Source organism: Pseudomonas sp. Pmew2 (assembly GCF_058129885.1).
The window spans coordinates 2,854,899-2,878,581 of the sequence record NZ_CM176702.1; the positions used below are offsets into that span (position 1 = coordinate 2,854,899).

The window sequence follows — 23,683 nt, forward strand, 5'->3', positions numbered from 1 at the left end:
TGAAAGCTCCGGATCAGTGTTTGCCGACCAGCACCCGATCCAGCCCATAGACCCGGTCGAGCAGGATCATGGTGGCGGCGGTGAGGGCGATGACCAGTGCCGATACGGCAGCCATCATCGGGTCGATGGATTCGGTGGCGTAAACGTACATGCGCACCGGCAGGGTCTGGGTAGCAGGCGAGGTGACGAAGATCGACAGCGTGACTTCATCGAAGCTGTTGATGAACGCCAGCAACCAGCCGCCTGCCACGCCGGGCAGGATCATCGGCAGGGTGATCTGCCGAAACAGGGTGAAACGGTTGGCCCCCAATGACTCGGCGGCGTGTTCGGCGCTGCGGTCGATACCGATCGCCGCCGCCAGCACCAGACGCAGTACGTAAGGCGTGATGACCAGCACGTGGGCGAAGATCAGCCAGGTGAAGCTGCCGTTTACGCCCATCAGCGCAAACAGGCGCAGCATCGCCACCCCCAGCACCAGGTGCGGAATGATGATCGGCGAAAGAAACAGCGCATTGAAAAAGTTGCGGCCCGGAAATGTATGGCGGGTGATCGCCAGCGCAGCAGGCACCGCGATCAACGTCGCCAGCGTTGCGGACACAAACGCCAGAATCAGGCTGTTGTAGAACGAGTCGATAAAGTCGGCGCGTTCGAACACCGCCTTGAACCAGCGCAGCGAGAAGTCGGTAGTGGGCAGGCTCAGCGTGTTTTCCGGGGTAAACGCCACCAGGCACACCACCACCAGCGGGGCCATCATGAAGATCACTACCAGCGCATGAAACGACAGGGCCAAAGGACCGTTCTTGGACATGGATCATTCCCCCAGAGTTTTTTTGTAACGGCCTTCGATCATGCGGTTCCAGGACAGCATGACCAGCAGGTTGACCAGCAGCAGCGCCACCGCCAGGGTCGCGCCCATCGGCCAGTTGAGCTCCGAGAGGTACTGGTCGTAGATCACCGTGGAGACCATCTTCAAACGTCGACCACCGAGCAGGCCGGGAATGGCAAACGAACTGGCGGCCAGGCCAAAGACAATCAGTGAGCCGGACAGCACGCCCGGCATGACCTGTGGCAGGACGATCAGGCGCATGACTTTTGCCTGACTGGCACCCAGCGACAGCGCGGCCTGTTCGGCGGTGGGGTCGAGCTTTTGCAACGAGGTCCAGACCGGAATGATCATGAACGGCAACATGACGTGGACCAGCGCGATGATCACGGCAAACGGGGTGTACAGCAGTTTCACCGGGCGACCGCCCATTAACTGGATGGCCTGGTTGATCAGACCGTCCGCCCCCAACAGCAGGCTCCAGCCGAAGGCCCGGACCACCACCGAGATTAGCAGCGGCGTGAGGATCAGAATCAGAAAGATCGAGCGCCACGGTGTGCCCATGCGGCTCAGAATGTAGGCCTCCGGCACGCCGATCAACACGCAGAGCAACGTTACCAGCGCGCTGATCCAGAAGGTGCGCAGGAAGATTTCATAGAAATACGAATCGGTGACCACGGCCGTGTAATTGGCCAGCGTATAGCTGTCGCTTTTCACCCCGACCTGATAGTCGAACACGTTGAATGACAGCAGCAGCGTCAGGCCCAGCGGCAGCACCAGCAAGCCGATATACAACGCCAGTGCCGGGGCTGACAGCCAATAACCGCGGCCACCCTGACGCATTTCGCTCATCAGGCTCATGCGCGCACCTCGTCGGCGTCCAGCACGCGCAGCAATTCGGCTGGCCAATCGATGCCGACCGCAGCACCTTGTTCCAGCGGTGCCTGGCCGTCGTTGCGACGCACTACGGTTATTTCGCCGATGCCGGTCTGGATGCGATATAGCCACTGGCTGCCGAGAAAATAACGCGTGACGATACGCCCTGACAGCTTTCCGCAGCCGGGTTCGACCAGATCAATTTTCTCTGGACGCAGGCTGAGTGTCAGCGTGCCATCGCCGGGTAGCAGACGGATCTGCGGGTTGCCGCTGCTGTCCGGGTCGCCCTGCAACATATTGGCTTTGCCGACAAACCCCGAGATAAAGCGCGTGCGCGGGTGTTCGTAGAGCGTGTAGGGCTCGTCGATCTGCGTTATACGCCCGGCCTGCATGACCACTACCCGATCACTGATCGACAGGGCTTCAGCCTGATCGTGGGTAACCATCAGCGTGGTGATGCCGACTTCGTTCTGAATACGGCGAATTTCGAACTGCATCTCTTCGCGCAGGTTGGCGTCAAGGTTGGACAGCGGTTCATCCAGAAGCAGCACCGGCGGCTCGATCACCAGTGCTCTGGCCAGCGCGACCCGCTGCCGTTGCCCGCCAGACAACTCGCGCGGGTAGCGCTCGGCATGCTGACCGAGACGAACCAGTTCCAGCACCCGTGTGACACGCTGTTGCAACTCGGCAGCAGGCACCTTGCGCATGCGCAGGCCAAACGCAACGTTGTTGGCCACGGTCATGTGTGGAAACAATGCATAGCTCTGAAATACAACGCCCAGACCCCGACTGCTGGGCTTGGCGTGGGTAATGTCGCGGCCGTCGAGCACGATGCGCCCGTCACTGACTTCAACGAAGCCGGCGATCATTTGCAGAGTGGTGGTCTTGCCGCAGCCGGAAGGGCCGAGCAGTGAAACGAATTCGCCCTTGTCGACGGCCAGGTTGGTGGCAACGACCGCGTCAATAGAGCCGTAGCGTTTGGAGAGACCTTCGAGCTGCAGAAATGCCATGCCTGCTTCCACCTGTGTGCATGCGCGCCGAAGCACGCGTTTGTCATGGGCAGATGCGAAATGAAGTCATGCAGTTCTGTGGACGTTGGTGCTCGCTCTGAGTCGGCTACCGATGATTGTTCAAATCGCCCCTGTGGACTGAGAGTAGGTCGAAGGCTAGGATGGGCTCAATAAGGAATTTCACTGAATAACATCTTTCTTCGAATTAATTCTTTTAGTGGAAAAATAGCGAGCTATATTCATGAATAATTCCACTGATCGGAATACTTATTCTGCGCAAGTGGGCGTCAGCGCGGTGTCGCGTCTGTTCGCCGTATTGCATTGCCTGGGCGATTGCGACGAGGGCGGCGAGCGGGTCACACAACTCGCCCAGCGTGTCGGGCTCTCGCAACCCACCACGCACCGCTTGCTGCGCAGCCTGATGGATGAGGGCATGGTCGAGCAGGACCTGCTCAGCAAGCGCTATCGGTTGAGCATCGAATTCTTTGCGCTGGCCGCCAAGGCGGGCAACACCGGCAATCTGCGCGACGTGGTACGCCCCAGTCTGTTACGCCTGTCTGCATCGCTGGGCGACTCGCTGTTTCTGCTGGCACGCAGTGGCTTTGACGCGATCTGTCTGGACCGCAGTGAGGGCCCGTACCCGATTCGCACGTTCACCGGCGACATTGGTGGCCGTGTTGCGTTGGGCGTAGGGCAGGGCAGCTTGGCGATTCTCGCGTTTCTCCCCGAGGACGAGCGGGAAACGGTGATTGCCTACAACCTGCCACGGCTCAAGGATTTTCACCTGTACGACGAGGTGTTTCTGCGTTCAGAGGTCGAAAACGTGCGCCGCCTCGGCTACGCCGGGCGCAACACCGGCGCGCTACCGGGCATGGCCGGGCTGGCCGTGCCGATCCTGGACCGCAGCGGCCGGGCAGTGGCAGCGCTCAGCGTGGCAACTATCTCCGACCGCTTGGGGCCTGATCGCCTGATGACCGTGGTAGAACTACTCAAGCGTGAAGCCACGGCCATCAGTGCCAGAATCAATCCCTTCGATCCTTCGCTGCGACGGCCCAGTCAGGTATTCGGGCAGGCGGATTAGATCTTTTACTCTCTTTTTGGCATTTTTTTGACGTATTTCTGACATTTATACCGACTGTCGCTGTTTTTAAAGAAAAATTGGCGCAAGCCGATGATGACCTCATAGAGCACACGTGCCGGGCTGGCTCGGCCGTAAGGGATGAGGCTCGTCATATTCTGCGTGCTGACGCAGACCCGCTTTTCTCAAGAGATCATCATGATGTCGAAATCCCTGAGGCTCCAAATCCTTGGCTTGCTTGGCGGCAGTCTTGTACTGGTGCTGATCATTGCGCTGGCCTGTTTCAACTTCCTGTCCGGTAACGTGCAGTCCTATCGCAGTCTTCTTGAAGGTCCGGTCCGTGCCTCGCAGTTCGTTGATGAGGCCAACCTGCAATTCAAGGTTCAGGTCCAGGAGTGGAAAAACGTTCTGTTGCGCGGCAAGGCATCGGCAGACCGCGACAAATTCTGGGGGCAATTCGAAGAGCAGGAACGTAAGGTGCAAAGTACGTTGGGTCTGCTGGCAGAAATGGAAGGCACCGATCAATCGTTGAAAAGCCAGGTGCAGGCACTGCAGCAGGCGCACCGCACATTGGGCACTGCCTATCGCACTGGCCGTGATGCATTCATCGCGGCGGGCAACGATGCTTCTGCTGGCGACGCCGCAGTCAAAGGCGTAGACCGTCCGACGAGCGAGCAGATGGCCATCCTGGTTGATCAACTGCACAAGTCCAGCGATGCCCGGTCGGTTGCAATCAGTCAGCAAGCCGACCGCACGATCCTGACTGGTGCAGTTGTAATGCTCGTTTCTGCGCTGCTGGTAGGTCTGCTTGCCCTGTGGATTGTCAATCGCAATCTGGTTGCGCCGATTCGCATGCTTATCGAATACGTCGCCCAGTTGAGTGAAGGCAAGTTCGCTGCACGCGTTGACGTGACGCGCCAGGACGAACTCGGCCGTCTGGCCGTCGCAGCGAACACGCTACGTGATTTTCTGGCAGATACTTTCAGTCGCCTCAAGCGCAGTACCACCGACCTCGATACTGCTGGCGGCGAGCTGAATGCCATTGCCGAATTAATGGCTCAGGGCACTCACGAGCAATTTGAGCGTACCGATCAGGTCGCTACCGCGATGACCGAAATGTCCGCTACTGCCCAGGAAGTTGCCCGCCATGCGGCACATGCTGCACGGGCTGCGGATGAGGCTGACCAAAGCGCGCAGGACGGTGAGAAAGTCATGCAGTCGACCATCGCCACCATCACCCGGATGCGCAGTGAGATTTCCTCGACGGCCAACGTCATTCAGCGCCTGGAAACAGACAGCGGTCGTATCGGCAAGGTGCTTGAGGTGATTCGCGGGATCGCTGATCAGACCAATCTACTGGCGCTCAACGCCGCCATCGAGGCTGCACGTGCAGGTGAAGCCGGGCGCGGTTTTGCCGTGGTGGCTGACGAAGTCCGGACATTGGCACAACGTACCGCCGTGTCCACGGCCGAGATCAATCAGATCATTAATTCGGTGCAGACCGGCGCAAGCGACGCGGTGCAAGCCATTCAGGGCGGTCAGGCGCACAGCGAAGAGAGTGTCGAGCAGGTTACGCATGCCGGCGCTACACTGCAGCGCATTACCGTGGCAGTCGAGAATATTCGCGACATGAATCGCCAGATAGCGACTGCTGCCGAAGAGCAGACTTCTGTGGCAGAGGATATTTCGCGCAACCTGACTGAAATCACCGCAATCGCGGTGACCAATCAGGACAACGTCAAACGTACCCAGAACGCCAGCCATGAACTGAAAGGCCTTTCAGCTGGCCTTAACGATGTGATCTCGCGCTTGAGTGCGTGATCCGCTTAACAGTGTTACCGCTCTCCGGTCATGGAGAGAGGTAACACTGCGGGTGTTATTTGTCAGTATAAACAGAGCATCAAGCGTTACGGGATTTACCCTGATGAGGTAGTAATACTAAAAGCATAGTCTCAACTGAAAAGTCTGACTATTGGTGGGTTTAAAGCACTATTAAAGGCGTTATGTGGTGCCAGGAGTTTTTGCACTAAACAGTAGTTTTTTTATTTTTAAATCATTAAAGTGATGTTTGGGTGCCATCATTTGTGCATGGTTCCCGCCCTACCGTTGTGACAGCAAGGGGATCTATAAAATGCCAATAAGAAATATAGGTTTGAACTTGAGGGCGCTTCTCAGCTTCGGCATTATTTGCCTGCTGCTTGCCGGGGTTGGCACGAACGCAGTCTTTAAAATGAACGGGTTACACCAGTCCGCCGACCAGTTGCAGACAGACTGGCTGCCCAGCGTCAGACAGGCTGGACGCATAGAGACGGCGGGCCTGTTGTATCGCCTCGACGCGCGACGTTTTGTGATGGATGACCAGCGGCAGTCGCCGGAGTCTGTCAATAAGCTGAACGGATTGAAGAATGCCTTACTGCAAACAGCCGACACTTACGGCTCGCTGGTGTCGAGCCCACAGGAAGAACAGGTCTGGAAACAAGTCAAAGCCGATTTGCTGGCCTACAGCGACAAGATCGACCAGCTGGTTGAACTTAGCAAAAGCAAATCCGACAGCGAACTATTCGTATTTATCCGTGATATTACCAGCCCGCAGGCGAAGGCCTTGCAATCATCTATAGAACAATTGATCGAAGTCAACGTCAAGGGTGCAGAACAATCAGGGGCCATAGCAGACAAAAACTATGAAAGTGGACTAACCGTCACCCTTACACTTATTGTTCTGGCCGTGATTATTACCCTGATTGTTGCCACTTTATTCACCCGCAGCATCGCCAGACCCGTTCAGGCATTGCTCGACTCGACACGCAAAATCGCCGAGGGCGACTTGCGTACCACGGTGGAAGTCAACGGGGCCGATGAGCTGACCGAACTGCAAAAAGCCACTGCAACCATGCTCTCAAGCCTCAAGGGCACCATTCAGCACATCTCTGATGCCTCGGGCCTGTTGGCGTCGGCTGCTGAAGAAATGAGCTCCATCACTCAGGACTCCGCGCAAGGTATCCAACGCCAGACGATGGAAACCGAGCAGGCCGCCACGGCGGTCAACCAGATGACCGCAGCCATTGAAGAAGTTGCACGCAATGCGGTCGCTGCTTCGACCTCCACGCAAGCCTGTGAAAAGTCTGCGCAGACCGGCCAGGATTGCGTCGGCCAGACCATCGCTGCGCTGGAAAAACTCAGTACCACAGTGGACAAGACTGGAGTTGAAGTAGAAGGACTGGCCCATCAGGCGCAGGATATCGCCAAGGTGGTCGATGTCATCCGCGCGATTGCCGAGCAGACCAATCTGCTGGCGCTCAACGCCGCTATCGAAGCCGCCCGCGCGGGTGAACAGGGTCGTGGATTTGCCGTGGTCGCCGATGAGGTCAGGGCGCTGGCCCATCGTACTCAGACGTCTACCCAGGAAATAGAACAGATGATCCAGGGTATTCAGAAAAACTCCAGCGGTGCCGTCCAGTCGATGAAGCAGAGCAATGCGGAAACCGACGCGACGTTGCTGATCGCTCAGCAGGCTGGTGTTGCAATCAAGGAGATCACCACATCGATCAGCCACATCAATGAGCGCAACCTGATGATTGCAACGGCTTCGGAGCAGCAAGCGCATGTTGCCCGCTCTGTCGATGAGAACCTGGTGAGCATTCGCGATTTGTCAGTCCAGAGCTCTTCTGCCTCCAGCCTGACCTCCACAGCCAGTCAGGAGCTGTCCCGCCTGGCTGTGGATCTGAGTCGCCTAGTATCGAGGTTTTCAGTCTGATCCAAACCCGGTCCGAGCACGGGCCACTGTTTTGAAGGCTTGATTGAAAGTCGTTACGGGGTTCACGCCCACCCTGTGCGACTCAAGCCTTCAGCCTTGAACACCAAAGCCTTCAGGCCGCCATCGACCCGCGCATCCGGGAATTCCGGCGGGTTCTCCAGGCGTTGCTCGAAGCGCAGGCACGGTGCCTCGATTGCCGTGTGCTGAATCAGAAAGTCCGGCCCCAGCGCCGGATCGTTCATGCATGCCAGCACCGAACCGTCTTCATCCAGCAACTCTGGCAGACGGCGCAGGACTCGCTGGTAGTCCTTGTCGAGCATGAAGCTGCCTTTCTGGAAAGACGGCGGGTCAATGATGATCAGGTCGTAAGGGCCGGAGCGGGTGACTTTGGCCCATGACTTGAACAGGTCGTGCCCGAGAAAGGTCACCCGGCTCAGATCCTGATCATTGAGCCGGTGATTCTCACGACCGCGATTCAATGCCGCGCGGGCCATGTCCAGGTTCACTACATGGTCTGCACCACCGGCAAGGGCGGCGACCGAGAAGCCGCAGGTGTAGGCGAACAGGTTCAGGATGCGCTTGCCCTTTGCCTGGGCCTGCACCCATTCGCGGCCATAGCGCATGTCCAGAAACAGACCGCTGTTCTGCTTCTTGCCGAAATCGACTTTATAACGCAGGCCATTTTCGGTGATCACCCATTCATCGACCACCTCGCCGGTCAGCCATTGTGTAGTGCTTTGCGGCAAATAGCGGTGTTGCAACAACAGGGTATGGGCCTGACTTTGTTGCCACTGCGGCGTTTCGATCAACTCGTTCAACAGCTGCGTCAGAGCTGCCAGTTCGGGCTCAAGAGGCTCTTTGAACAGTGAGACCAGCACCACGCCCTGCATCCAGTCGACGGTAATGTGCTCCAGCCCCGGCCATACGCGACCACGGCCATGAAACAGGCGGCGGGTTTCAGTCGGAACGTTGTTCAGGGCGGCGGGTAGATGCTGTTGCAGGATGGCGAGTGCTTCAGGGGTCATGACGAAGGTCGGTTATGAAAGGCGGCGTATGGTAAACGTATTTCAGCAGATGGGAATCGCAGGGTTCAGCGAGGCATGTACTGACGTTGCCAGCGATGCGGGATTTTCAATGAAACCAGCCCCAGCAATGCCGACAGGCTGCCGCTGATCAACAGGGCATTAAGCCCCAGGCGTTGTTCAAGCAGTGCGCCGATGACCGCCCCGATGAACATGCCAACCCACGGCACCAGTTGCACGCGCCAGCCATCCCGGCGCTCGCCCAGTATCCAGCGGCCCAGGCCACGCCCGAAACGCGACAACGCGCCGGTTACGTAGGTCAGGCCGACCGGCAGCCCGTTGACCTGTTCCACGGCGGCGTTAAGCATGCCCATTGCCAGAATGGCCCAGATCAGTGCGAGCATATTGCTTTCCAGCGGCCATGCGGCTGCGGCGCACAGCAGCGTGGCGATCCCCAGCAGCAGGGGCAGGGCGCGCCGGCCGCCAAGCCGTGCAACGACGACGCCCAGCGCATTGCCGGCAATAAAGGCGAAGATTGCGAGTGCCAGGCGAAGGGTCACGCTCAGGTCGCCGGCACTGATGGCGACGGCAAGCCGGGTGGTGTTGCCACTCATGAACGAAACGAAGTCGCCGGTCGCCATGAAACCGATGGCGTCGGTCATGCCCGCCAGAACCGAAAGGCTCGCCACCAGGCACATGCCGACCCGGCCACGCCATTTCTGCATGTTGAGGTGCCTGGGGCTGGCGCTGATTCTGGCGGGCTGTGGCAGCATCGAAGGCCCTCTGGACCAATGGAAGCGCGTCTGATCGTTGGTTTCAGCGGTTCATAGTGGCTTGGCGCGTACGATTCGCTTGGCCCTGACCTCATCGGCATAGGCCTTGAGCTGATCGGCATCGCTGTAAAGGCGGTTGACCATCTGCAGTACTGCCGTCACGTCGACATCTTTCATTTGCGAGGCGAGTTTGAGAATTTCTTCCGCCGTGTTTTCCAGATTGGTTGCTGTCCCTTTCAGGTGCCGCTTCAGCTCCTGAGTCGACTTATTGAGCGCCATACGTGTTCCTGTGCCAAGACCTTGAATTCCATACCCGGAGCATGGCTTTTTCCGCGATAACAAGCAATCAGGCTTATGCCTGTCAGCTAGGGTTATCGGCCGATTCAAGGCGATCTGCAAGGCAGCTCGCTCAATCGTCGCGGGTCAGCACTTCCAGCAGCTCTATTTCAAACGTCAGGTCGGCACCCGGTTTGATGTGCGCGCCCATCGTTCTGTCGCCATAGGCCAGATGGGCAGGCACGAACAGTTTGCGTTTGCCGCCCACCTTCATGCCCATAAGGCCCTGATCCCAGCCCTTGATAACGCGTCCGGTGCCGATCACGCACTGAAACGGCTTGCCACGCTGGTGAGAGGAATCAAAGACAGTGCCGTCTTCGAGGGTTCCGGTGTAATGCGTGGTGATCAGCGCACCTTTGACCGCTTCCTTGCCTTCGCCGGGATGCAGGTCGGTAATCTGTAATTCTTTGCTCATTACAAGGCTTCCGTTTTTAGCGCGCTCAATGAATGCCGAGAGCGTGCATTTTCGCAGCGCTTTCTCGCAGAAAAGCATGCCTGTGACAAGCGGGCGAAACGAAAACGGGGAAGCTTTCGCTTCCCCGTCGTATTCCGATTGTGTCGTTCGTCAGAGATTCTGCGAACTGACCACCATGGCCTGAGCGATATTCTCTTTCTGCTCCTGGGTGAAACCGTCCCAGATATTGGTCTTGGCGTAGTAACCCAGACCAGCCAGGCAGTAAAGGCTGAGGGTCAGAACGATGACGATTGAAACAAAGGTCCAGCGGCCTTCGTCATCGTTTTCCCGAGTGAAGCTACGGGAATAGTTGTCCTCGGCGCTGCGGAAGAACAGCGCGGACGATAGGCGCTTGAGCCACTGGAACAAATGAACGACAACGATACGCAGCATGGGAAATCACCTCAAAGGTTAAAAGAAACGGGTCGTCCGCGATGCCGGTCACCGGCTTCGGGGTGCAAAAGCTGAAAACGAAAAAAGCCCGTCTATGACGGGCTTTCTTTTTATGATTCTGGTCAGAGGGCAGGGGATCGTGCATTCACACAAGTCGCGTTGGACACTGCGCAGGCCTGACGTTATTGCAACATTTTAAAACAAATGATTTGTGTGATCTACCCGGACACTGCCGTTGTCAGACAACTGGTCGTACTTGGAGGTGCGGCAAAACGTCGCTCCGGGTTGAGCGAGGCTTAGGAATACGCCGTGCTTTTGGTCAAGTCTTGTAATACTTATACAAAATACGAAACAGTTGTGTGTATTGTACGATCAACGCCCGTATTGATTTTCAGGACCGTATGAATACCCTCCAGGAGCCTCCGAGTTGCCTTCCCTTCACCGCTGATGGCTGGCCAGTGATATCCCATTCACCAGGCAGGCCGTTTGATTCGAACGCCGGTTTACACTCTCTCTCGTGTTGCAATGGCCCCGACATGCCTGTGCATGGTCGCAAGGCACCTTTGCGCATGGCAATTCATTGCAGTGCTTGGCCAGCTGTGGCCAACGATGAGTTTTCTCGCCATTTTTCTCGTGAGGCTGCATAACTACCATGGAATGGATCGCTGACCCCACGGCATGGCTTGGCCTGCTGACCCTCATCGTGCTGGAACTGGTGCTGGGTATCGATAACCTGGTGTTTATTGCCATTCTGGCGGACAAACTGCCCCCCGAGCAACGCGACAAGGCGCGCGTCATCGGCCTGTCGCTGGCACTGATCATGCGCCTGGGCCTGCTGGCGAGCATCTCCTGGATGGTGACGCTGACCGAGCCGTTGTTCGAGATCTTCGACAAGACGTTCTCCGGTCGTGACCTGATCATGCTGTTTGGTGGTGTGTTCCTGTTGTTCAAGGCCACCATGGAACTGCACGAACGGCTGGAAGGCCATGTTGCCCAGCGCGCCGGTAACGCAGGTTATGCGTTGTTCTGGCCCATCGTTGCGCAGATCGTGGTACTCGACGCGGTGTTCTCGCTGGACGCCGTAATCACGGCCGTCGGCATGGTCGAACACCTGTCGGTGATGATGATTGCTGTGATCTTCTCCATCGGCCTGATGATGATTGCCAGCAAGCCGCTGACCAAATTCGTCAACAGCCGCCCGACAGTGATCATGCTGTGTCTGGGCTTCTTGATGATGATTGGTTTCAGCCTGACCGCCGAGGGTCTGGGTTTCCATATTCCCAAGGGCTATCTGTACGCGGCCATCGGTTTCTCGATCCTCATCGAGGTGTTCAACCAGATCGCTCGCAAGCGCAGCAAGAAGTCTGCTCATGGCCACCTGCCGCGTCGCGAGCGGGCTGCCCATGCGGTGATGCGTCTGCTGGGCGGTCGCAAGCTGGAGTCTGGCGATGTCGATGAGGAAATCACCGACATGCTGGAAGGCGAAAGCAGCGAGCCGGTGTTTGACCGTCGTGAGCGGGTGATGATCAGCGGCGTACTGCAACTGGCAGAGCGGCCGATTCGCACGGTGATGACGCCGAGGGCCGAAATCGACTATATCGACTTGAAAGACGATGCCGAGAAAATCCGTCTGAAACTGATGCACTCGTCCTACTCGCGTCTGCCGTTGATTGGCGAGCGAGGCATCGATGAGCCGCTGGGCTTCGTGCACAAGAAAGAGCTGTTCAAGGAATTGTTGTCCGGCAACGAGCCCGACCTGAAGCTGATGTCGCGCAAGGCAATCAACCTGCTGGAAAGCTTCACCATCCTCAATGCCCTGGAGCAGATGCGCAAGGAGTCGACGCACATCGCTTTTGTGGTCAACGAGTTCGGTGATTTCATCGGCGTGTTGAGCATGACCGACATTCTGGAATCCATCGCCGGCCAGCTGCCGGACGCCAGCGAAGTGGAAGGCCCGGACATCGTCAAGCAAGGCGAGGACTTCGTGGTATCGGGTGCCTTGAACCTGAGTCTGATTCGCGAACGCACCGGCTTCCAGGCCAAGGCCACCGAGGATTATCAGACCCTCGCCGGACTGGTCATGAGCCTGCTGGATCGCCTGCCGTCCACCGGCGATAGCCTGGACTGGCAGGGCTGGAACCTTCAGGTTGTCGGCGTGGAAGAGCGCCGGGTGACTCGGGTGTTGTTGCAGAAACAGCCTGAGGTCGGGGCTGGCAAATAAGCACGGAGCTGTAATACAAAACGGGGCCTGCTCATGGTGAGCAGGCCCCGTTTTTCATGTGAGCGTCGCGCTTATTTGCGACGCGGACGCGACACCACAGATTCGATATTCTTGCGGCCGATCAGCTTGGGCTGCGCAGGCTCTTTGGCCATCGGCGCGTCAGCCAGCCACTTGAACATCACCAGACAATCCACCAGCCCCAATCGGGCGTGACGATAAGCCTTGGGCAAACGCCCGACTGTCTCGAAACCCAGCTTGGCCCACAGCGCGACAGCTACTTCATTGCTGGCCACCACCGAATTGAACTGCATCGCCAGAAACCCGCTGTCGCGCGCCAGTTGCTGCGAGTGCTCGCACATCAACCGCGCCACACCACGACCCCGCGCCGCATCCGTCACCATATAGCCGCAATTGCAGACATGATTCCCCGGACCTGCCGCATTGGCCTTCAAGTAGTAACTGCCTAACAGCTGGCCGTCTTCCTCGGCAATCAGCGTGTGCAGCGGCAGCTCCATCCACAGACTGCGGGCCTGCTCCTGAGTGACGGCAGGGTCGTAGGCGTAGGTTTCCTGAGCGATGACGACAGCCTGAAAGGTGGGCCAGAAGCGCTCGAAGTCTTCCGGGGTCATGGGGCGGATCTGGATCATGGTGAGGCCTTGGTGGGTATGGCTTGAATTCCGGCGTGTACGTTAGCTTGGGTGTGCTACCACTTCCAGGCTTTTTCGGTGAACTCGGCGGTGGAGGGGAGTACGGTGTGGAGAAAATTCAGGTATTTGTTGAACAGTACCTCGTGCTGGAAACGGGCCTCAAAGCCTAGCGTGACGTCAGTGCGGTGCGTGATGATCATGAGGCGTTTACGGTCGACGGTTACAAAGTTGTACTCATCCCAGGGCAGGCTTTGTTCATGATGAATGGGGTTTTCCCAGTTTAGTAGATTGAGGGCTGCGATACAGGCCATGGCTGCTGGGCCGATCAGGAAGAGCAGTGAGCCGGTGAGGGCGGCTATGAAGACGAATATCAGGATGACGGCTATGGCAATGCCCTTGAAGAAGGACGAGGCGAAGTCGGGGTAATGGAGGTAGTACTCCAGGTGGGCGCAGTTGGTTTTTATGGTGTAGTTGTAGATGGTTTTTTGGCGGACACCTAGGGATGCTCCGATCAACTTGCCGCGCAGCGGTGGCAAGCCGTAATTTGCCAGGCACATAGCGCTATTTTTCTGAAAACGGTCTGATGCAGTGTGAGTCGAGCGCGTTTTTCGCTCGGTTTTCCGTGTTAAGCGCGCAACTCACCCAAACCCATTAGTCGCTTTCGAGCCATCCACAGGTTCGACAGGGCGAACAGCGTGGTCAGTTGGGCCGTGTTTTTCATCAGCCCACGAAAGCGTACTTTCACGTAACCAAACTGGCGCTTGATGACCCGAAACGGATGCTCGACCTTGGCGCGTGTCTGCGCTTTGCAGTACTCGATCTTGCGCTTGGCTTTGTACAACAGGCTGCGTTTGTTCAGCTTGGAATACGTGCTGCGCCGCGCCGCGATTTGCCAGATCACGTTACGATTTTCGTGCTCTTCACGCTTCTCGACACCGGTGTAGCCAGCGTCCGCATAGACCGCGTTTTCTTCCCCGTGGAGCAGTTCGGCGACTTGAGTGACATCGGCCACATTGGCCGCAGTGCCATGGACGTGATGAACCAGTCCAGACTCAACGTCAGCGCCGATGTGGGCCTTCATACCGAAGAAATACTGGTTACCCTTCTTTGTCTGATGCATCTCGGGATCACGCTCGCCGTCTTTGTTCTTGGTCGAGCTTGGGGCATGAATAATGGTGGCATCGACGATGGTGCCCTGGCGCAGCGACAGGCCTTTTTCCTGCAAATAACCGTTGATGACCGCGAGGATTGCAGGAGCCAGTTGATGTTTCTCCAGCAGGTGCCGGAAGTTCATGATCGTGGTGTCTTCCGGTATCGGCGCACTCAACGTCAGGCGTGCAAACTGGCGCATGGGGGTGATTTCGTAGAGCGCTTCTTCCATGGCCGGATCACTCAGGGAGAACCAGTTCTGCAGCAGGTGAATGCGCAGCATGGTTTCCAGCGGATAAGGTTTTCTGCCACCGCCGGCCTTGGGGTAGAACGGTTCGATCAGGCCCAGCAGACCTGTCCAGGGGACGACCTGATCCATCTCGGCGAGGAAGCGTTCGCGGCGTGTCTGCTTGCGCTTGCTGGCATATTCGAAATCGGAAAAGCTCATCTGGCTCATGGGAGGCTCGGATCAGGTGGTCAGGCGATTTTCGCATAACCGGGACTTGTTCGGAGATTCCCTAGGGTCTGTTCCCGTTTCACATTGGCAGCCACAGAAAAGCGCAGGCCATTGCTATGACGCTTTCATAGTTTCTCTTGAGTTTGTCGAACCGAGAAGCCGCCGCCCGGAAATGCTTCAACCGGGCAAAGGCGTTTTCTACGAGATGTCGATTGCGATATAACCCTTTGTCCAGATCTGCGTTCCCTTTCAGAGAATTGCGCTTTCGTGGAATCACCACTTTGCTGCCTTGCTGCTCGACCTGAGCGCGTATCGCTTCAGTGTCGTAGCCCTTGTCCGCAATGATCACTTCTGCATTGGGCATCTTGGCAATCAACGAGGCCGCCTGCGAACAATCATTGGTCTGGCCTCCGGTCACGTCAAATGCAATGGGCAGCCCACAAGCGTCTACAGCCAGGTGAATCTTGCTGGTGTTACCGGCTCGGCTTTTTCCGATGGCCTGGTCCTGCGTGCTGGCAGCACCTGCACTGTGCTGATGAGCCTTTACATAGCTGCCATCAATGAAAACCCACTCCATGTCAGGATCGGTCATCAGCACCTCAAGCACCTTGACCCACTTGCCTGAAGCAGACCAGGCATTGAACCGCTTGTAGACCTTGCTCCAGTTTCCAAACGCTTTCGGCAGGTCTCGCCAAGGGCAACCCACACGCATGCGGTACAGCATGCCTTCAACCGTGGTGCGCAAATCTCGCTTGTTGTAGATCGATTCGTGCAGCAAAATTTCTCGAAGCTTCGGCCAGTGCTCATCACTGAGCATTAATCGGGGCATTGCAGGCTCGTATTGGTGTTGTGTGAGAACTCCAACAATACGGGCCTGTTCTCATAGAGATCAATGGGTTACGTCGAAACGGGAACAGACCCTAGCAGAGTGAAGCCCTGCTGAGAGGTTTGTTGCGGACGTTGATTAACAAATGTGGTGATGGTTGAGCCGAGACTATGCTGCCAACTGCGTAAAGGGGATTGGTTGTCAACGCCAACTAAAAAGTGACCCCCTTCCGTGCTAAATCGCCAACTTAGTTTTGACCCCCCTCGGGTTCATATTTTCGAGCCGGTTCGGCCCGAGAAGATTTGGTTCCTGCTTTGCGCTTGTCCTTGAGTCGATAGCTTTCACCTGTCATCTGCACGATATGGGCATGATGTAACAGCCTGTCCAGCATGGCCGCTGTCAGTGTTTGATCATCCGCAAAGGTTCCGGCCCACTGGGTAAACGGCAAGTTACTCGTGAGGATCAGGCTGCCTTGCTCGTAGCGCTTGGCGACAACATTGAAGAACAGGTTGGCTTCATCACGACCAAACGGCAGGTAGCCGATTTCATCGATGACCAACAACCCAGGGGCCATCACCACACGACTGAAGTATTCCTTGAGCCGTTCCTGGCGGTGCGCAGCGGTCAGTTGCAGCATCAAGTCAGCCGCCGTGACGAAGCGGGTTTTGATACCGGCCATCACTGCCCGGTAGGCCAGGGCGATAGCCAGGTGGCTCTTGCCTACACCACTAGGCCCCAGGAACACGATGTTCTCGGCACGTCCAACAAAACTCAGTGCTGCCAGCTCCTGGAGCTGTGCCCGGGGGACGCCGGTGGCAAACGCGAAGTCGTATTGCTCCAGCGTTTTCACAGCGGGCAGCGCGGCAGTTTTCAGCAGGGCCTGTCGAGAGCGTTCACTTCGGGCATCGGTCTCGGCAGCCAGCAGCTTTTCGAGGAAGTCGGCAAAGCTGTCTTCGCCGCTTGCTGCTTGTTGGGCCAGGTGCGGCCAGTCCACCCCGACGCGCTCAAGCTTTAGCCCCTTGCATAGTTCTGTCAGGCGAGCATGTTGAAGGTTCATGCTCTCACCTCCAGCAGTTGCTCATAAACCGACAGCGGATGCTGCAAGTGAACCGCCCCGGGTTTCTCGGAGACCCTTTTGTTTGAGTCATGCCACCTGGGCAGACTCGGTGAGTTGCTGATAATAGATTGCTTCTGCTTCGACCGGTGGAATATGACCGATTGGCTCCAGCAGGCGGCGGTGATTGAACCAGTCCACCCATTTCAGGGTTTCCAGCTCCACCGCCCCCCGTGTGGGCCAAGAGCGTCGATGAATCACTTCAGCCTTGTAAAGACCATTGATGGTCTCAGCCAAAGCATTGTCGTAAGAGTCACCGACACTCCCGACCGATGGCTCAATACCGGCTTCGACAAGACGCTCGGTATAGCGAATGGACACGTACTGCACGCCACGGTCACTGTGGTGAATGAGTCCACCCTGCTTGACTGGGCGACGGGCGTAAAGGGCTTGCTCCAGTGCATCGAGTACAAAATCGGTACGCGCTGAACTGGACACCTTCCAACCGACGATGAATCGGGCAAAGACATCAATGATGAAGGCCACGTAAACAAAACCCTGCCAGGTACTGACGTAGGTAAAGTCCGATACCCATAGGGCGTTCGGGCACTCAGCCACAAACTGACGGTTGACATGATCCTGCGGGCACGGCCTGGCTTGGTCGCTGACCGTCGTCTTGACGGGCTTGCCGCGTACCACGCCTTGCAGGCCCAGCTCTCCCATCAGACGTTGCACCGTACAGCGGGCGACTTGCAGTCCGTCACGCAGCAATTGTCGCCAGACCTTGCGCACGCCATATACCTGGAAGTGCTCATCCCAGACTCGCTGGATGTGCTCACCCAGTTCCTGGTCACGCTGCGCACGCGCTGACTGCTGGCTGGGGTCAGCCTGCTGAGCAGCGTACCGGTAGTACGTCGACGGGGCGATTGGCAACACCTTGCAAATCGGCTCGACCCCGTAAGACTGGCGGTTTTCATCAATAAACGTCTTCATCGTTTGAATGGGCGGTCGAGCTCCGCCTGGGCAAAATAGGCTGAGGCCTTACGCAAGATCTCGTTAGCTTGACGCAACTGACGGTTCTCACGCTCCAAGAGCTTGACTCGCTCACGTTCGACTGTGCTCAGCCCATCACGCTGGCCGCTGTTGCGCTCAGATTGGCGAACCCACAGCCGTAATGTCTCGGGCGTGCAGCCGATCTTGGGGGCAATGGCACTGATGGTGGCCCACTGCGACTCGTACTCAGGAAGGTGTTCGAAAACCATCCTGATGGCCCGCTCACGGACCTCTGGGGAATACTTCGGTAGTTTTTTCATCGCTCCATCCTCTCAAAGGTTGGAGTCTCCGAGAAACCCGGGGCGGTTCACCACCGTCAGGCACGAACTGCAGAAATGCAGGACGATTCAGCAGGTCTTCAAGGTCCAGCGCCGTGCGCTCGCTGACCAGCTCAAGCGTAAAGCAGAAGGGCTGGTTGATAGCTTCATGGCCGGTAAATGAAAGGATTTGAAAGTCATGCTCAAGGCCGTCGACGCTCAGGCTGAAGTAAGGTCGATCAGCGGGGTTCAGCGTCATATGGACCACCGTGCCTAGCCGGTTTATGAAAACCCCCGCCGATCCTGTCGGACCGACGGAGCAGTGGAGTTATGCCGACTTTGGGCTTCTCCAGTCATCAGATCCGGTAGTAGTGGCCTTTACGTGATCCCAGGTTATTTTGCGATAGCTGAATTGAACGTCCTCCAGGTGTCCAAAGTGTGAGTTCTTCGGATCCTGGCAGTTGTGCATATAGGACTTGATGTTGACGATGACCGCATCCTCAAGGGTGGTGGTGTAATAGTGTTCCTGCTTGCCATCGATAGACGTCCGGTACCACTTGATTTCGACTTTGCTCAGTGTTGAGCCTGAGCAAAGGGCCTCCAGAAGCAATGGCGAGGTTTTGTCGAAAATTTTTGTGACACAGGCAGGCCCATGAATGCGTTGGCCAGTAGGCTGACCTGACTGCGTATCACAGGGTGTAATAATGTTATGGCTGAATGCCTGGATGATCGCTTCATCTTCATGGCCTTCCTGATAGACGTTACCGACAGAGTCTGCTGTGAAAGCTCCTGCTGTCAGCGTTTTTTGATTGGCGTCTATGACAGTCATATAGGCGGGTGTAGGCATTAACGTTCTTCCTTACAGTCGATGGTACCTCACAAGCGAATCGGCTTGGAGATCGAAGCATTGCTATAACAAGTTACGTGCCAGGTATCTCTTAAGTCAGTAATGTCAGCTGGTTTGGCCATTTACAGGATATGCAGAAGACGCTTGTAGTGAGTTTTCTTCGAGTAAATTGTGCAGGCTTTTGCGCACCGTTATCATTTTTTTTGCGCAGCTTTCCAAGCTGCTATCTGAAAATATTAATATTTTCATATCTGGTCTTTCTGTGTGGAAAGTCACATTTTTCGCACGTTCTCCTGACAAGATTTTTGGCCGTTCAGTAGTCCCTTTCGGTGAATTTTAGACCGAATATATCTGTGAGTTCTGATACGCATATAGCAGCGTATCCGGTCAATGGATAATTAAAGCTATAAATATTTTGGTACATAAATTAATTGCTTCCTACATATTTGCTCTGCTCGGGTGTAAGAATTTTCCGAAAGTTTAATATCTTTCAGGTGTCACCTTGCTTGCTGGTTTTTATGAAGATAAGGTTTGCCTGGTTTTATGAGTAGCTGGAAAAGCTTTTCACAATGAAGTGTACGCTATGTGGGGTGTATGAGCAGTGGCAGGTAAAGACAAGCTCTCCATTCTATATCTGGATCTGGCTCGGCACCCTGTAGCTGCGGACGATTACGCAGGCGAAGACATTCGTTTTTCTACGATGTTTGAAGTCTTGGAGCGTGAGCTGGGCTGTACGCAGGCCGTTTTCGGGGAAGTAAATGTAGACTGGCTGCGGATCAGAGAGGGCTGTGAACATATTCTTTCAAACCAGTCCAAAGACCTGCGCGTCGCCAGCTGGCTGGCCTGGGCTCTATATGAATGCGAGTCTGTCAGCGGATTAGCTGCGGGCCTGGGGTTGATTCATTATTTGTGCAAAGAGCGTTGGCTGCTCTTTCATCCCAGAAAGTTACGAACACGTTCGGCGAGCATGCAATGGCTCTTGCTGAAACTTGAAAAGGCACTGGGAGAAGATATTTCCATTACTCACCAGCTTCCTGAGTTCCAGCAACTGCTCAGGCAGCTTGATGGCCTGGATGAAATATTTAATCTGTATCTGGGAAGTGACGCCCCGTTGCTGCTGCCGTTGCGAAGACGGCTCGCCCGTATGATTCAGCGTGCTGAGCAGGTTGAGCAAGAGCCTGTCAAGGTGGTGGAGCGCGTCAAGCAGGCTGCGGTTCAGTTATTTTCAAGTGACTCCGACATTGACAACGAGAGAGATGCGCAGCGGGCTTTAAGTATGCAAGAGAACTCCGTACGCAGCCTTTGCAGATGGTGGCTCAAGCAAAAAACTACAGATCTGCGGGCTTTTCGCCTTGGTCGCTCGCAGGTCTGGTATGCGGTGGATAGTCTTCCTGAAAGAAATAGTGAGAAAATAACGCAGTTAAGGAGATTGCCCGCTGACAAACTGAGTAATTACCAAGAGCGATTCGAACAGGGTCTTTACGCAGACCTCATTGTAGACCTTGAAGCAAGTCTTGCAGGCTCGCCTTTTTGGTTTGATGGTCAGCGAATGGTCTGGAACTGTCTGAAAGCCTTGGGTGGCGAAGCGGCAATGCGCGAGGTGGAGGTTCAATTTGCTTTACTTTTAAAGCGCATTCCAGACCTTGTTGAACTTCGCTTTCATGATGGTGTGCCGTTTGCAGACGAGGAGACGTTACAGTGGATCGCCGCTCATATCCTGGTTCCTGAAGTTCATGTCAGTAATGCGCGTGGCAGCGAAAGTCAGCATGACGCCTTAGAACAAAGCTCGTTGTATCACGATGCACTGCCGGTTTTGCAGAAAAAAGGACTGAAGGCCGCTGTGCGATTGGTGAATGATCATTTGAAAGGCGTGGAGGGCGGGCGAGAGCGATTTTTCTGCAAGCTATGCATCGCACGTCTCTGTATAGATGCAAAAAAATACGAGTTGGCGAAGGTTCAACTTGAGCACCTTGATCAAGAACTTCAAACAGCAGGGTTGCCGGCATGGGAACCCACGGTCTTCCTGGATGTGTCGCGCTTGTTATACAGCTGTTACGAGCGCATTGCTCTGAACGAAAAGGCAGTAGCGCGCAAAGAAGTAATTTACCAGAGGTTGTGTCATCACGACCTTGAGCGGTTTATTGATAGCTAATGCACAGTTGAATGAATTGAGGGGAAATGAGATGGCCAGAGAAGGCTCTGTAGCGCCCAAAGAACGGATTAACGTGACGTTCAAACCTGCTGTTGGTGGCGCACAGGAAGAAATAGAGCTGCCGCTGAAGTTGCTGGTTCTTGGCGATTTCATACAACGCGCGGACGAGCGAAAGCTTGAGGACCGTAAATCAATCAGTATCGACAAGAATAATTTCGATGATGTGTTGGCGAAACAGGAGCTTGAACTGGTACTGAATATACCTGACCGCTTGCAGGCTGATAGCGGGGCTGACGAGCTGACTGTCAGCATCAAGGTCTCTTCGATGAAAGACTTCAACCCTGCCAGTCTCGTCGAACAGATTCCGGAGCTTAAAAAACTGATGGAGCTCCGCAACGCCCTAATGGCGCTCAAGGGGCCGCTGGGGAACATGCCTTCTTTTCGCAAGGCCATCGAGCATGTCATTACGGATGAAACGTCGCGTAAGAACGTGCTGGATGAGCTTGGCCTGGATGTCGCGTCGCAACGGTAATGTCGGATTTATTGTCAGGAATTAATATATGAACACAAAAGCCATACCGCAGCGCGACGTAAATGAGCTTCACCATGGAATTCTCGATCAGATTATTGCGCATACCCGATTAGAGCCTTGTGACGACGCCTATGGCATTGCCAAACGAGGGGTGGCTGCATTTATTGAAGAGTTGCTGAAGCCGCGTAATAACAACGAACCGGTCAAAAAAGCGCTGGTTGACCGGATGATTACCGAGATTGACGTCAAGCTGAGTCGCCAGATGGACGAGATCATCCATCATGTAGAATTTCAGGCATTGGAAGCTTCATGGCGTGGGTTGCAGTTACTGATTGATCGAACCGATTTTCGTGAAAATATAAAAATCGAGTTATTAAGCGTTTCCAAACAGGATCTTCTAGAGGATTTCGAAGATTCACCTGAAGTTGTTCAGTCGGGCCTCTATAAACACGTCTACACCGCTGAGTACGGCCAGTTTGGCGGTAATCCCGTTGGCGCAATCATCGCCAATTATTTTTTCTCGCCAAGCGCCCCTGATGTCAAAACCATGCAATACGTTTCAAGCGTTGCCTGTATGGCGCATGCACCTTTCATCGCTCAATTTTTTCGGGCTTGAGCAGTTCACCGGTCTGCCTGACCTCAAGGATCTGAGCGATCATTTCGAAGGGCCGCAGTTCGCCAAATGGCAGAGCTTCCGGCAGCAAGAAGACGCTCGGTATCTTGCCTTGACCGTGCCGCGTTTCCTGCTGCGCAGTCCTTACGAGCCAGAGGAAAACCCGGTAAAAACGTTTGCCTACAAGGAAAACGTTGCGAATAGCCACGAGCACTATCTATGGGGAAATACGGCCTATGCATTTGCGACGAAGCTGACAGACAGTTTTGCCAAATTTCGTTGGTGTCCCAACATCATCGGGCCACTGAGTGGTGGTGCGGTGGAAGACCTTCCCTTGCACCGATTCCACAGCATGGGTGAAATCGAGACAAAGATTCCGACGGAGGTCCTGGTCTCTGATCGCCGAGAGTATGAACTCGCAGAAGAGGGGTTTATCGCGCTGACCATGCGCAAAGGAAGCGATAACGCCGCGTTCTTTTCCGCGAGTTCGGTGCAAAAGCCCAAGTTCTTTGGCAACCATTCGGATGGCATAATTACAGACTGGGGACCCAACTGCCCTACATGATGATTGTCAACCGCCTCGCGCACTACCTCAAGGTGTTGCAGCGAGAGCAGATCGGGTCCTGGAAAGAGCGAGCGGATCTGGAGAGTCAACTTAATAAATGGATTCGCCAGTACATTGCAGATCAGGAAAACCCGAGCGCGGAAGTGCGAGGAAGACGCCCGTTACGCTCAGCGCAAATTATTGTTAGCGACGTTGAAGGTGATCCTGGCTGGTACCGTGTCAGTTTGAATATCCGTCCTCATTTCAAATATATGGGGGCTGATTTTACTCTGTCGCTGGTCGGGAAAATGGAAAAGGAATAGGTGACGCCATGAGAGGCCTCGGTAGTCTTTTTGAACGCCTTGCCGAAGTGAGGTTACAGCCGCCAGGCTTTTCTGAGGAAGAACAGTTAACGGCATCGATAGCGACACATTTGTCGAACATGCTTGGCGCTCGTGCAGGAAGCGTGAAAATGCTATCTGATTATGGCTTGCCTGACTTGAATGACATGAGCATGAGCGCTCACGATATATTGAGGCAATCCCGAGTGGCGATCGAGAAAGCTGTCAGGCTCTATGAGCCCCGCTTGTCAGAGGTTTACGTCATGTCTGAAGGGCACTCGGAAAATAGGCTGACACTGCAATTTTTTATTGATGCAATTTTAAAAGCTGACGGCATTAAAAAGGCTGTTCGGTTTTCCGCAACTGTCAGCGAAGCCGGAAGGGTAAGGGTGAGTTGACTATGCCAAGTGATTCTCGCGAATCGGTTGTTTCCTATTTCTTTACATAAACTCCGTTATTTATTCATAAAAC

General features: G+C 55.4%; 21 protein-coding genes, 3 pseudogenes and 1 other annotated feature. Of the genes and pseudogenes, 8 read left to right on the forward strand and 16 right to left on the reverse strand.

Translation table 11 applies throughout. The features are described 5' to 3' along the window. Window positions 1-13 precede the first annotated feature (13 nt). Genes AC4ANK_RS13030 through AC4ANK_RS13040 form a run of 3 tightly spaced genes read right to left on the reverse strand, consistent with a single transcriptional unit; the run spans window position 14 to window position 2,709 of the window. Window positions 14-808, reverse strand: coding sequence for an ABC transporter permease (locus AC4ANK_RS13030; RefSeq protein WP_005734602.1), 795 nt, complete (start codon window positions 806-808; stop codon window positions 14-16). Between the two features lie 3 nt (window positions 809-811). Further along, on the reverse strand, window positions 812-1,684 hold the full coding sequence (locus AC4ANK_RS13035) for an ABC transporter permease (RefSeq protein ID WP_002553785.1): 873 nt from the start codon (window positions 1,682-1,684) through the stop codon (window positions 812-814). Beyond that, window positions 1,681-2,709, reverse strand: a complete 1,029-nt coding sequence (locus tag AC4ANK_RS13040) for an ABC transporter ATP-binding protein (RefSeq protein WP_002553784.1) — start codon at window positions 2,707-2,709, stop codon at window positions 1,681-1,683. Before AC4ANK_RS13040 ends, AC4ANK_RS13035 begins: the two co-directional genes overlap by 4 nt. Window positions 2,710-2,950: 241 nt before the next feature. On the opposite strand from AC4ANK_RS13040, the gene AC4ANK_RS13045 reads away from it, so the two are divergent. The 3 genes from AC4ANK_RS13045 (at window position 2,951) to AC4ANK_RS13055 (ending at window position 7,541) form a co-directional block, all read left to right on the forward strand. Continuing rightward, window positions 2,951-3,790, forward strand: a complete 840-nt coding sequence (locus AC4ANK_RS13045) for an IclR family transcriptional regulator (RefSeq protein ID WP_002553783.1) — start codon at window positions 2,951-2,953, stop codon at window positions 3,788-3,790. Between the two features lie 198 nt (window positions 3,791-3,988). Continuing rightward, entirely contained in the window at window positions 3,989-5,608 is a 1,620-nt protein-coding gene (locus AC4ANK_RS13050) for a methyl-accepting chemotaxis protein (protein ID WP_460385213.1), read from the forward strand. Between the two features lie 310 nt (window positions 5,609-5,918). Further along, the gene (locus tag AC4ANK_RS13055; RefSeq protein ID WP_460382787.1) at window positions 5,919-7,541 is read left to right on the forward strand and encodes a methyl-accepting chemotaxis protein; all 1,623 of its coding nucleotides are present in this window, start codon (window positions 5,919-5,921) and stop codon (window positions 7,539-7,541) included. A 62-nt stretch (window positions 7,542-7,603) separates the two neighbouring features. On the opposite strand, the gene AC4ANK_RS13060 is transcribed toward AC4ANK_RS13055, so the two are convergent. The 5 genes from AC4ANK_RS13060 to AC4ANK_RS13080 all read right to left on the reverse strand — a co-directional run bounded on the left by AC4ANK_RS13060 (window position 7,604) and on the right by AC4ANK_RS13080 (window position 10,519). Continuing rightward, the gene (locus tag AC4ANK_RS13060; RefSeq protein WP_002553780.1) at window positions 7,604-8,566 is read right to left on the reverse strand and encodes a class I SAM-dependent methyltransferase; all 963 of its coding nucleotides are present in this window, start codon (window positions 8,564-8,566) and stop codon (window positions 7,604-7,606) included. Window positions 8,567-8,631: 65 nt separating this feature from the next. After that, window positions 8,632-9,336, reverse strand: a complete 705-nt coding sequence (locus AC4ANK_RS13065; protein ID WP_002553779.1) for a YoaK family protein — start codon at window positions 9,334-9,336, stop codon at window positions 8,632-8,634. Window positions 9,337-9,387: 51 nt separating this feature from the next. Then, window positions 9,388-9,615 (reverse strand): hypothetical protein, encoded by a 228-nt coding sequence (locus tag AC4ANK_RS13070; protein ID WP_002553778.1) that lies wholly within the window; start codon window positions 9,613-9,615, stop codon window positions 9,388-9,390. A gap of 130 nt (window positions 9,616-9,745) precedes the next feature. Continuing rightward, complete coding sequence (locus AC4ANK_RS13075) at window positions 9,746-10,087, reverse strand: FKBP-type peptidyl-prolyl cis-trans isomerase (protein ID WP_002553777.1); 342 nt, start codon at window positions 10,085-10,087, stop codon at window positions 9,746-9,748. Between the two features lie 150 nt (window positions 10,088-10,237). Next, on the reverse strand, window positions 10,238-10,519 hold the full coding sequence (locus AC4ANK_RS13080; RefSeq protein ID WP_002553776.1) for a hypothetical protein: 282 nt from the start codon (window positions 10,517-10,519) through the stop codon (window positions 10,238-10,240). A gap of 652 nt (window positions 10,520-11,171) precedes the next feature. On the opposite strand from AC4ANK_RS13080, the gene AC4ANK_RS13085 reads away from it, so the two are divergent. Next, a complete protein-coding gene (locus AC4ANK_RS13085; protein ID WP_031597214.1) occupies window positions 11,172-12,740 on the forward strand; it encodes a TerC family protein in 1,569 nt (522 codons plus the stop codon). Between the two features lie 71 nt (window positions 12,741-12,811). On the opposite strand, the gene AC4ANK_RS13090 is transcribed toward AC4ANK_RS13085, so the two are convergent. The 8 genes and pseudogenes from AC4ANK_RS13090 to AC4ANK_RS13125 all read right to left on the reverse strand — a co-directional run bounded on the left by AC4ANK_RS13090 (window position 12,812) and on the right by AC4ANK_RS13125 (window position 19,030). Further along, window positions 12,812-13,387 carry a GNAT family N-acetyltransferase gene (locus tag AC4ANK_RS13090; protein ID WP_005734614.1) on the reverse strand — a complete coding sequence of 192 codons (576 nt, stop codon included), beginning with the start codon at window positions 13,385-13,387 and terminating at the stop codon, window positions 12,812-12,814. A 56-nt stretch (window positions 13,388-13,443) separates the two neighbouring features. Further along, window positions 13,444-13,881, reverse strand: a pseudogene (locus tag AC4ANK_RS13095) (permease); the annotation flags it as partial. 131 nt (window positions 13,882-14,012) lie between these two features. Continuing rightward, a complete protein-coding gene (locus tag AC4ANK_RS13100; RefSeq protein ID WP_044424202.1) occupies window positions 14,013-14,993 on the reverse strand; it encodes an IS5 family transposase in 981 nt (326 codons plus the stop codon). 79 nt (window positions 14,994-15,072) lie between these two features. Next, entirely contained in the window at window positions 15,073-15,822 is a 750-nt protein-coding gene (locus tag AC4ANK_RS13105) for an IS5 family transposase (protein ID WP_460382697.1), read from the reverse strand. A gap of 244 nt (window positions 15,823-16,066) precedes the next feature. After that, window positions 16,067-16,876, reverse strand: coding sequence for an IS21-like element ISPsy4 family helper ATPase IstB (gene istB, locus AC4ANK_RS13110; RefSeq protein ID WP_005741073.1), 810 nt, complete (start codon window positions 16,874-16,876; stop codon window positions 16,067-16,069). Between the two features lie 87 nt (window positions 16,877-16,963). Further along, window positions 16,964-18,186, reverse strand: a protein-coding gene (locus AC4ANK_RS13115; protein ID WP_095178853.1) for an IS3-like element IS51 family transposase whose coding sequence is annotated in 2 segments (ribosomal slippage) — window positions 16,964-17,901 and window positions 17,901-18,186 — 1,224 coding nt in all. Because the reading frame shifts where the segments join, the coding sequence is not laid out codon by codon here. Next, window positions 17,792-17,908, reverse strand: a sequence feature (AL1L pseudoknot). Its footprint overlaps the gene before it by 117 nt. A gap of 49 nt (window positions 18,187-18,235) precedes the next feature. Beyond that, a pseudogene (locus tag AC4ANK_RS13120) lies at window positions 18,236-18,442 on the reverse strand (type VI secretion system tip protein VgrG); the annotation flags it as partial. A 69-nt stretch (window positions 18,443-18,511) separates the two neighbouring features. After that, window positions 18,512-19,030: an Hcp family type VI secretion system effector gene (locus AC4ANK_RS13125; RefSeq protein ID WP_005759943.1), complete on the reverse strand. Its 519-nt coding sequence runs from the start codon at window positions 19,028-19,030 to the stop codon at window positions 18,512-18,514. 601 nt (window positions 19,031-19,631) lie between these two features. On the opposite strand from AC4ANK_RS13125, the gene tssA reads away from it, so the two are divergent. From tssA to tssE, 4 genes and pseudogenes are all read left to right on the forward strand, one after another. Further along, window positions 19,632-21,182: a type VI secretion system protein TssA gene (tssA, locus tag AC4ANK_RS13130; RefSeq protein ID WP_002553521.1), complete on the forward strand. Its 1,551-nt coding sequence runs from the start codon at window positions 19,632-19,634 to the stop codon at window positions 21,180-21,182. Between the two features lie 31 nt (window positions 21,183-21,213). Next, window positions 21,214-21,714, forward strand: a complete 501-nt coding sequence (tssB, locus tag AC4ANK_RS13135) for a type VI secretion system contractile sheath small subunit (protein ID WP_002553522.1) — start codon at window positions 21,214-21,216, stop codon at window positions 21,712-21,714. Window positions 21,715-21,742: 28 nt separating this feature from the next. Then, window positions 21,743-23,194, forward strand: a pseudogene (gene tssC / locus AC4ANK_RS13140) (type VI secretion system contractile sheath large subunit). A gap of 8 nt (window positions 23,195-23,202) precedes the next feature. Continuing rightward, window positions 23,203-23,610, forward strand: a complete 408-nt coding sequence (tssE, locus tag AC4ANK_RS13145; protein WP_460382781.1) for a type VI secretion system baseplate subunit TssE — start codon at window positions 23,203-23,205, stop codon at window positions 23,608-23,610. Window positions 23,611-23,683 lie beyond the last annotated feature (73 nt).

Excerpts from the sequence above, each read along its gene's own strand:
- AC4ANK_RS13035 (WP_002553785.1), bottom strand. The coding sequence starts at position 1,684 with ATGAGCCTGATGAGCGAAATGCGTCAGGGTGGCCGCGGTTATTGGCTG.
- AC4ANK_RS13105 (WP_460382697.1), bottom strand. The coding sequence starts at position 15,822 with ATGCCCCGATTAATGCTCAGTGATGAGCACTGGCCGAAGCTTCGAGAA.
- AC4ANK_RS13125 (WP_005759943.1), bottom strand. The coding sequence starts at position 19,030 with ATGCCTACACCCGCCTATATGACTGTCATAGACGCCAATCAAAAAACG.
- AC4ANK_RS13030 (WP_005734602.1), bottom strand. The coding sequence starts at position 808 with ATGTCCAAGAACGGTCCTTTGGCCCTGTCGTTTCATGCGCTGGTAGTG.
- AC4ANK_RS13080 (WP_002553776.1), bottom strand. The coding sequence starts at position 10,519 with ATGCTGCGTATCGTTGTCGTTCATTTGTTCCAGTGGCTCAAGCGCCTA.
- AC4ANK_RS13090 (WP_005734614.1), bottom strand. The coding sequence starts at position 13,387 with ATGATCCAGATCCGCCCCATGACCCCGGAAGACTTCGAGCGCTTCTGG.
- istB (WP_005741073.1), bottom strand. The coding sequence starts at position 16,876 with ATGAACCTTCAACATGCTCGCCTGACAGAACTATGCAAGGGGCTAAAG.
- AC4ANK_RS13070 (WP_002553778.1), bottom strand. The coding sequence starts at position 9,615 with ATGGCGCTCAATAAGTCGACTCAGGAGCTGAAGCGGCACCTGAAAGGG.
- AC4ANK_RS13085 (WP_031597214.1), top strand. The coding sequence starts at position 11,172 with ATGGAATGGATCGCTGACCCCACGGCATGGCTTGGCCTGCTGACCCTC.
- AC4ANK_RS13040 (WP_002553784.1), bottom strand. The coding sequence starts at position 2,709 with ATGGCATTTCTGCAGCTCGAAGGTCTCTCCAAACGCTACGGCTCTATT.
- AC4ANK_RS13075 (WP_002553777.1), bottom strand. The coding sequence starts at position 10,087 with ATGAGCAAAGAATTACAGATTACCGACCTGCATCCCGGCGAAGGCAAG.
- AC4ANK_RS13055 (WP_460382787.1), top strand. The coding sequence starts at position 5,919 with ATGCCAATAAGAAATATAGGTTTGAACTTGAGGGCGCTTCTCAGCTTC.
- AC4ANK_RS13050 (WP_460385213.1), top strand. The coding sequence starts at position 3,989 with ATGTCGAAATCCCTGAGGCTCCAAATCCTTGGCTTGCTTGGCGGCAGT.
- AC4ANK_RS13045 (WP_002553783.1), top strand. The coding sequence starts at position 2,951 with ATGAATAATTCCACTGATCGGAATACTTATTCTGCGCAAGTGGGCGTC.
- tssE (WP_460382781.1), top strand. The coding sequence starts at position 23,203 with ATGAGAGGCCTCGGTAGTCTTTTTGAACGCCTTGCCGAAGTGAGGTTA.
- tssB (WP_002553522.1), top strand. The coding sequence starts at position 21,214 with ATGGCCAGAGAAGGCTCTGTAGCGCCCAAAGAACGGATTAACGTGACG.
- AC4ANK_RS13065 (WP_002553779.1), bottom strand. The coding sequence starts at position 9,336 with ATGCTGCCACAGCCCGCCAGAATCAGCGCCAGCCCCAGGCACCTCAAC.
- AC4ANK_RS13100 (WP_044424202.1), bottom strand. The coding sequence starts at position 14,993 with ATGAGCCAGATGAGCTTTTCCGATTTCGAATATGCCAGCAAGCGCAAG.
- AC4ANK_RS13060 (WP_002553780.1), bottom strand. The coding sequence starts at position 8,566 with ATGACCCCTGAAGCACTCGCCATCCTGCAACAGCATCTACCCGCCGCC.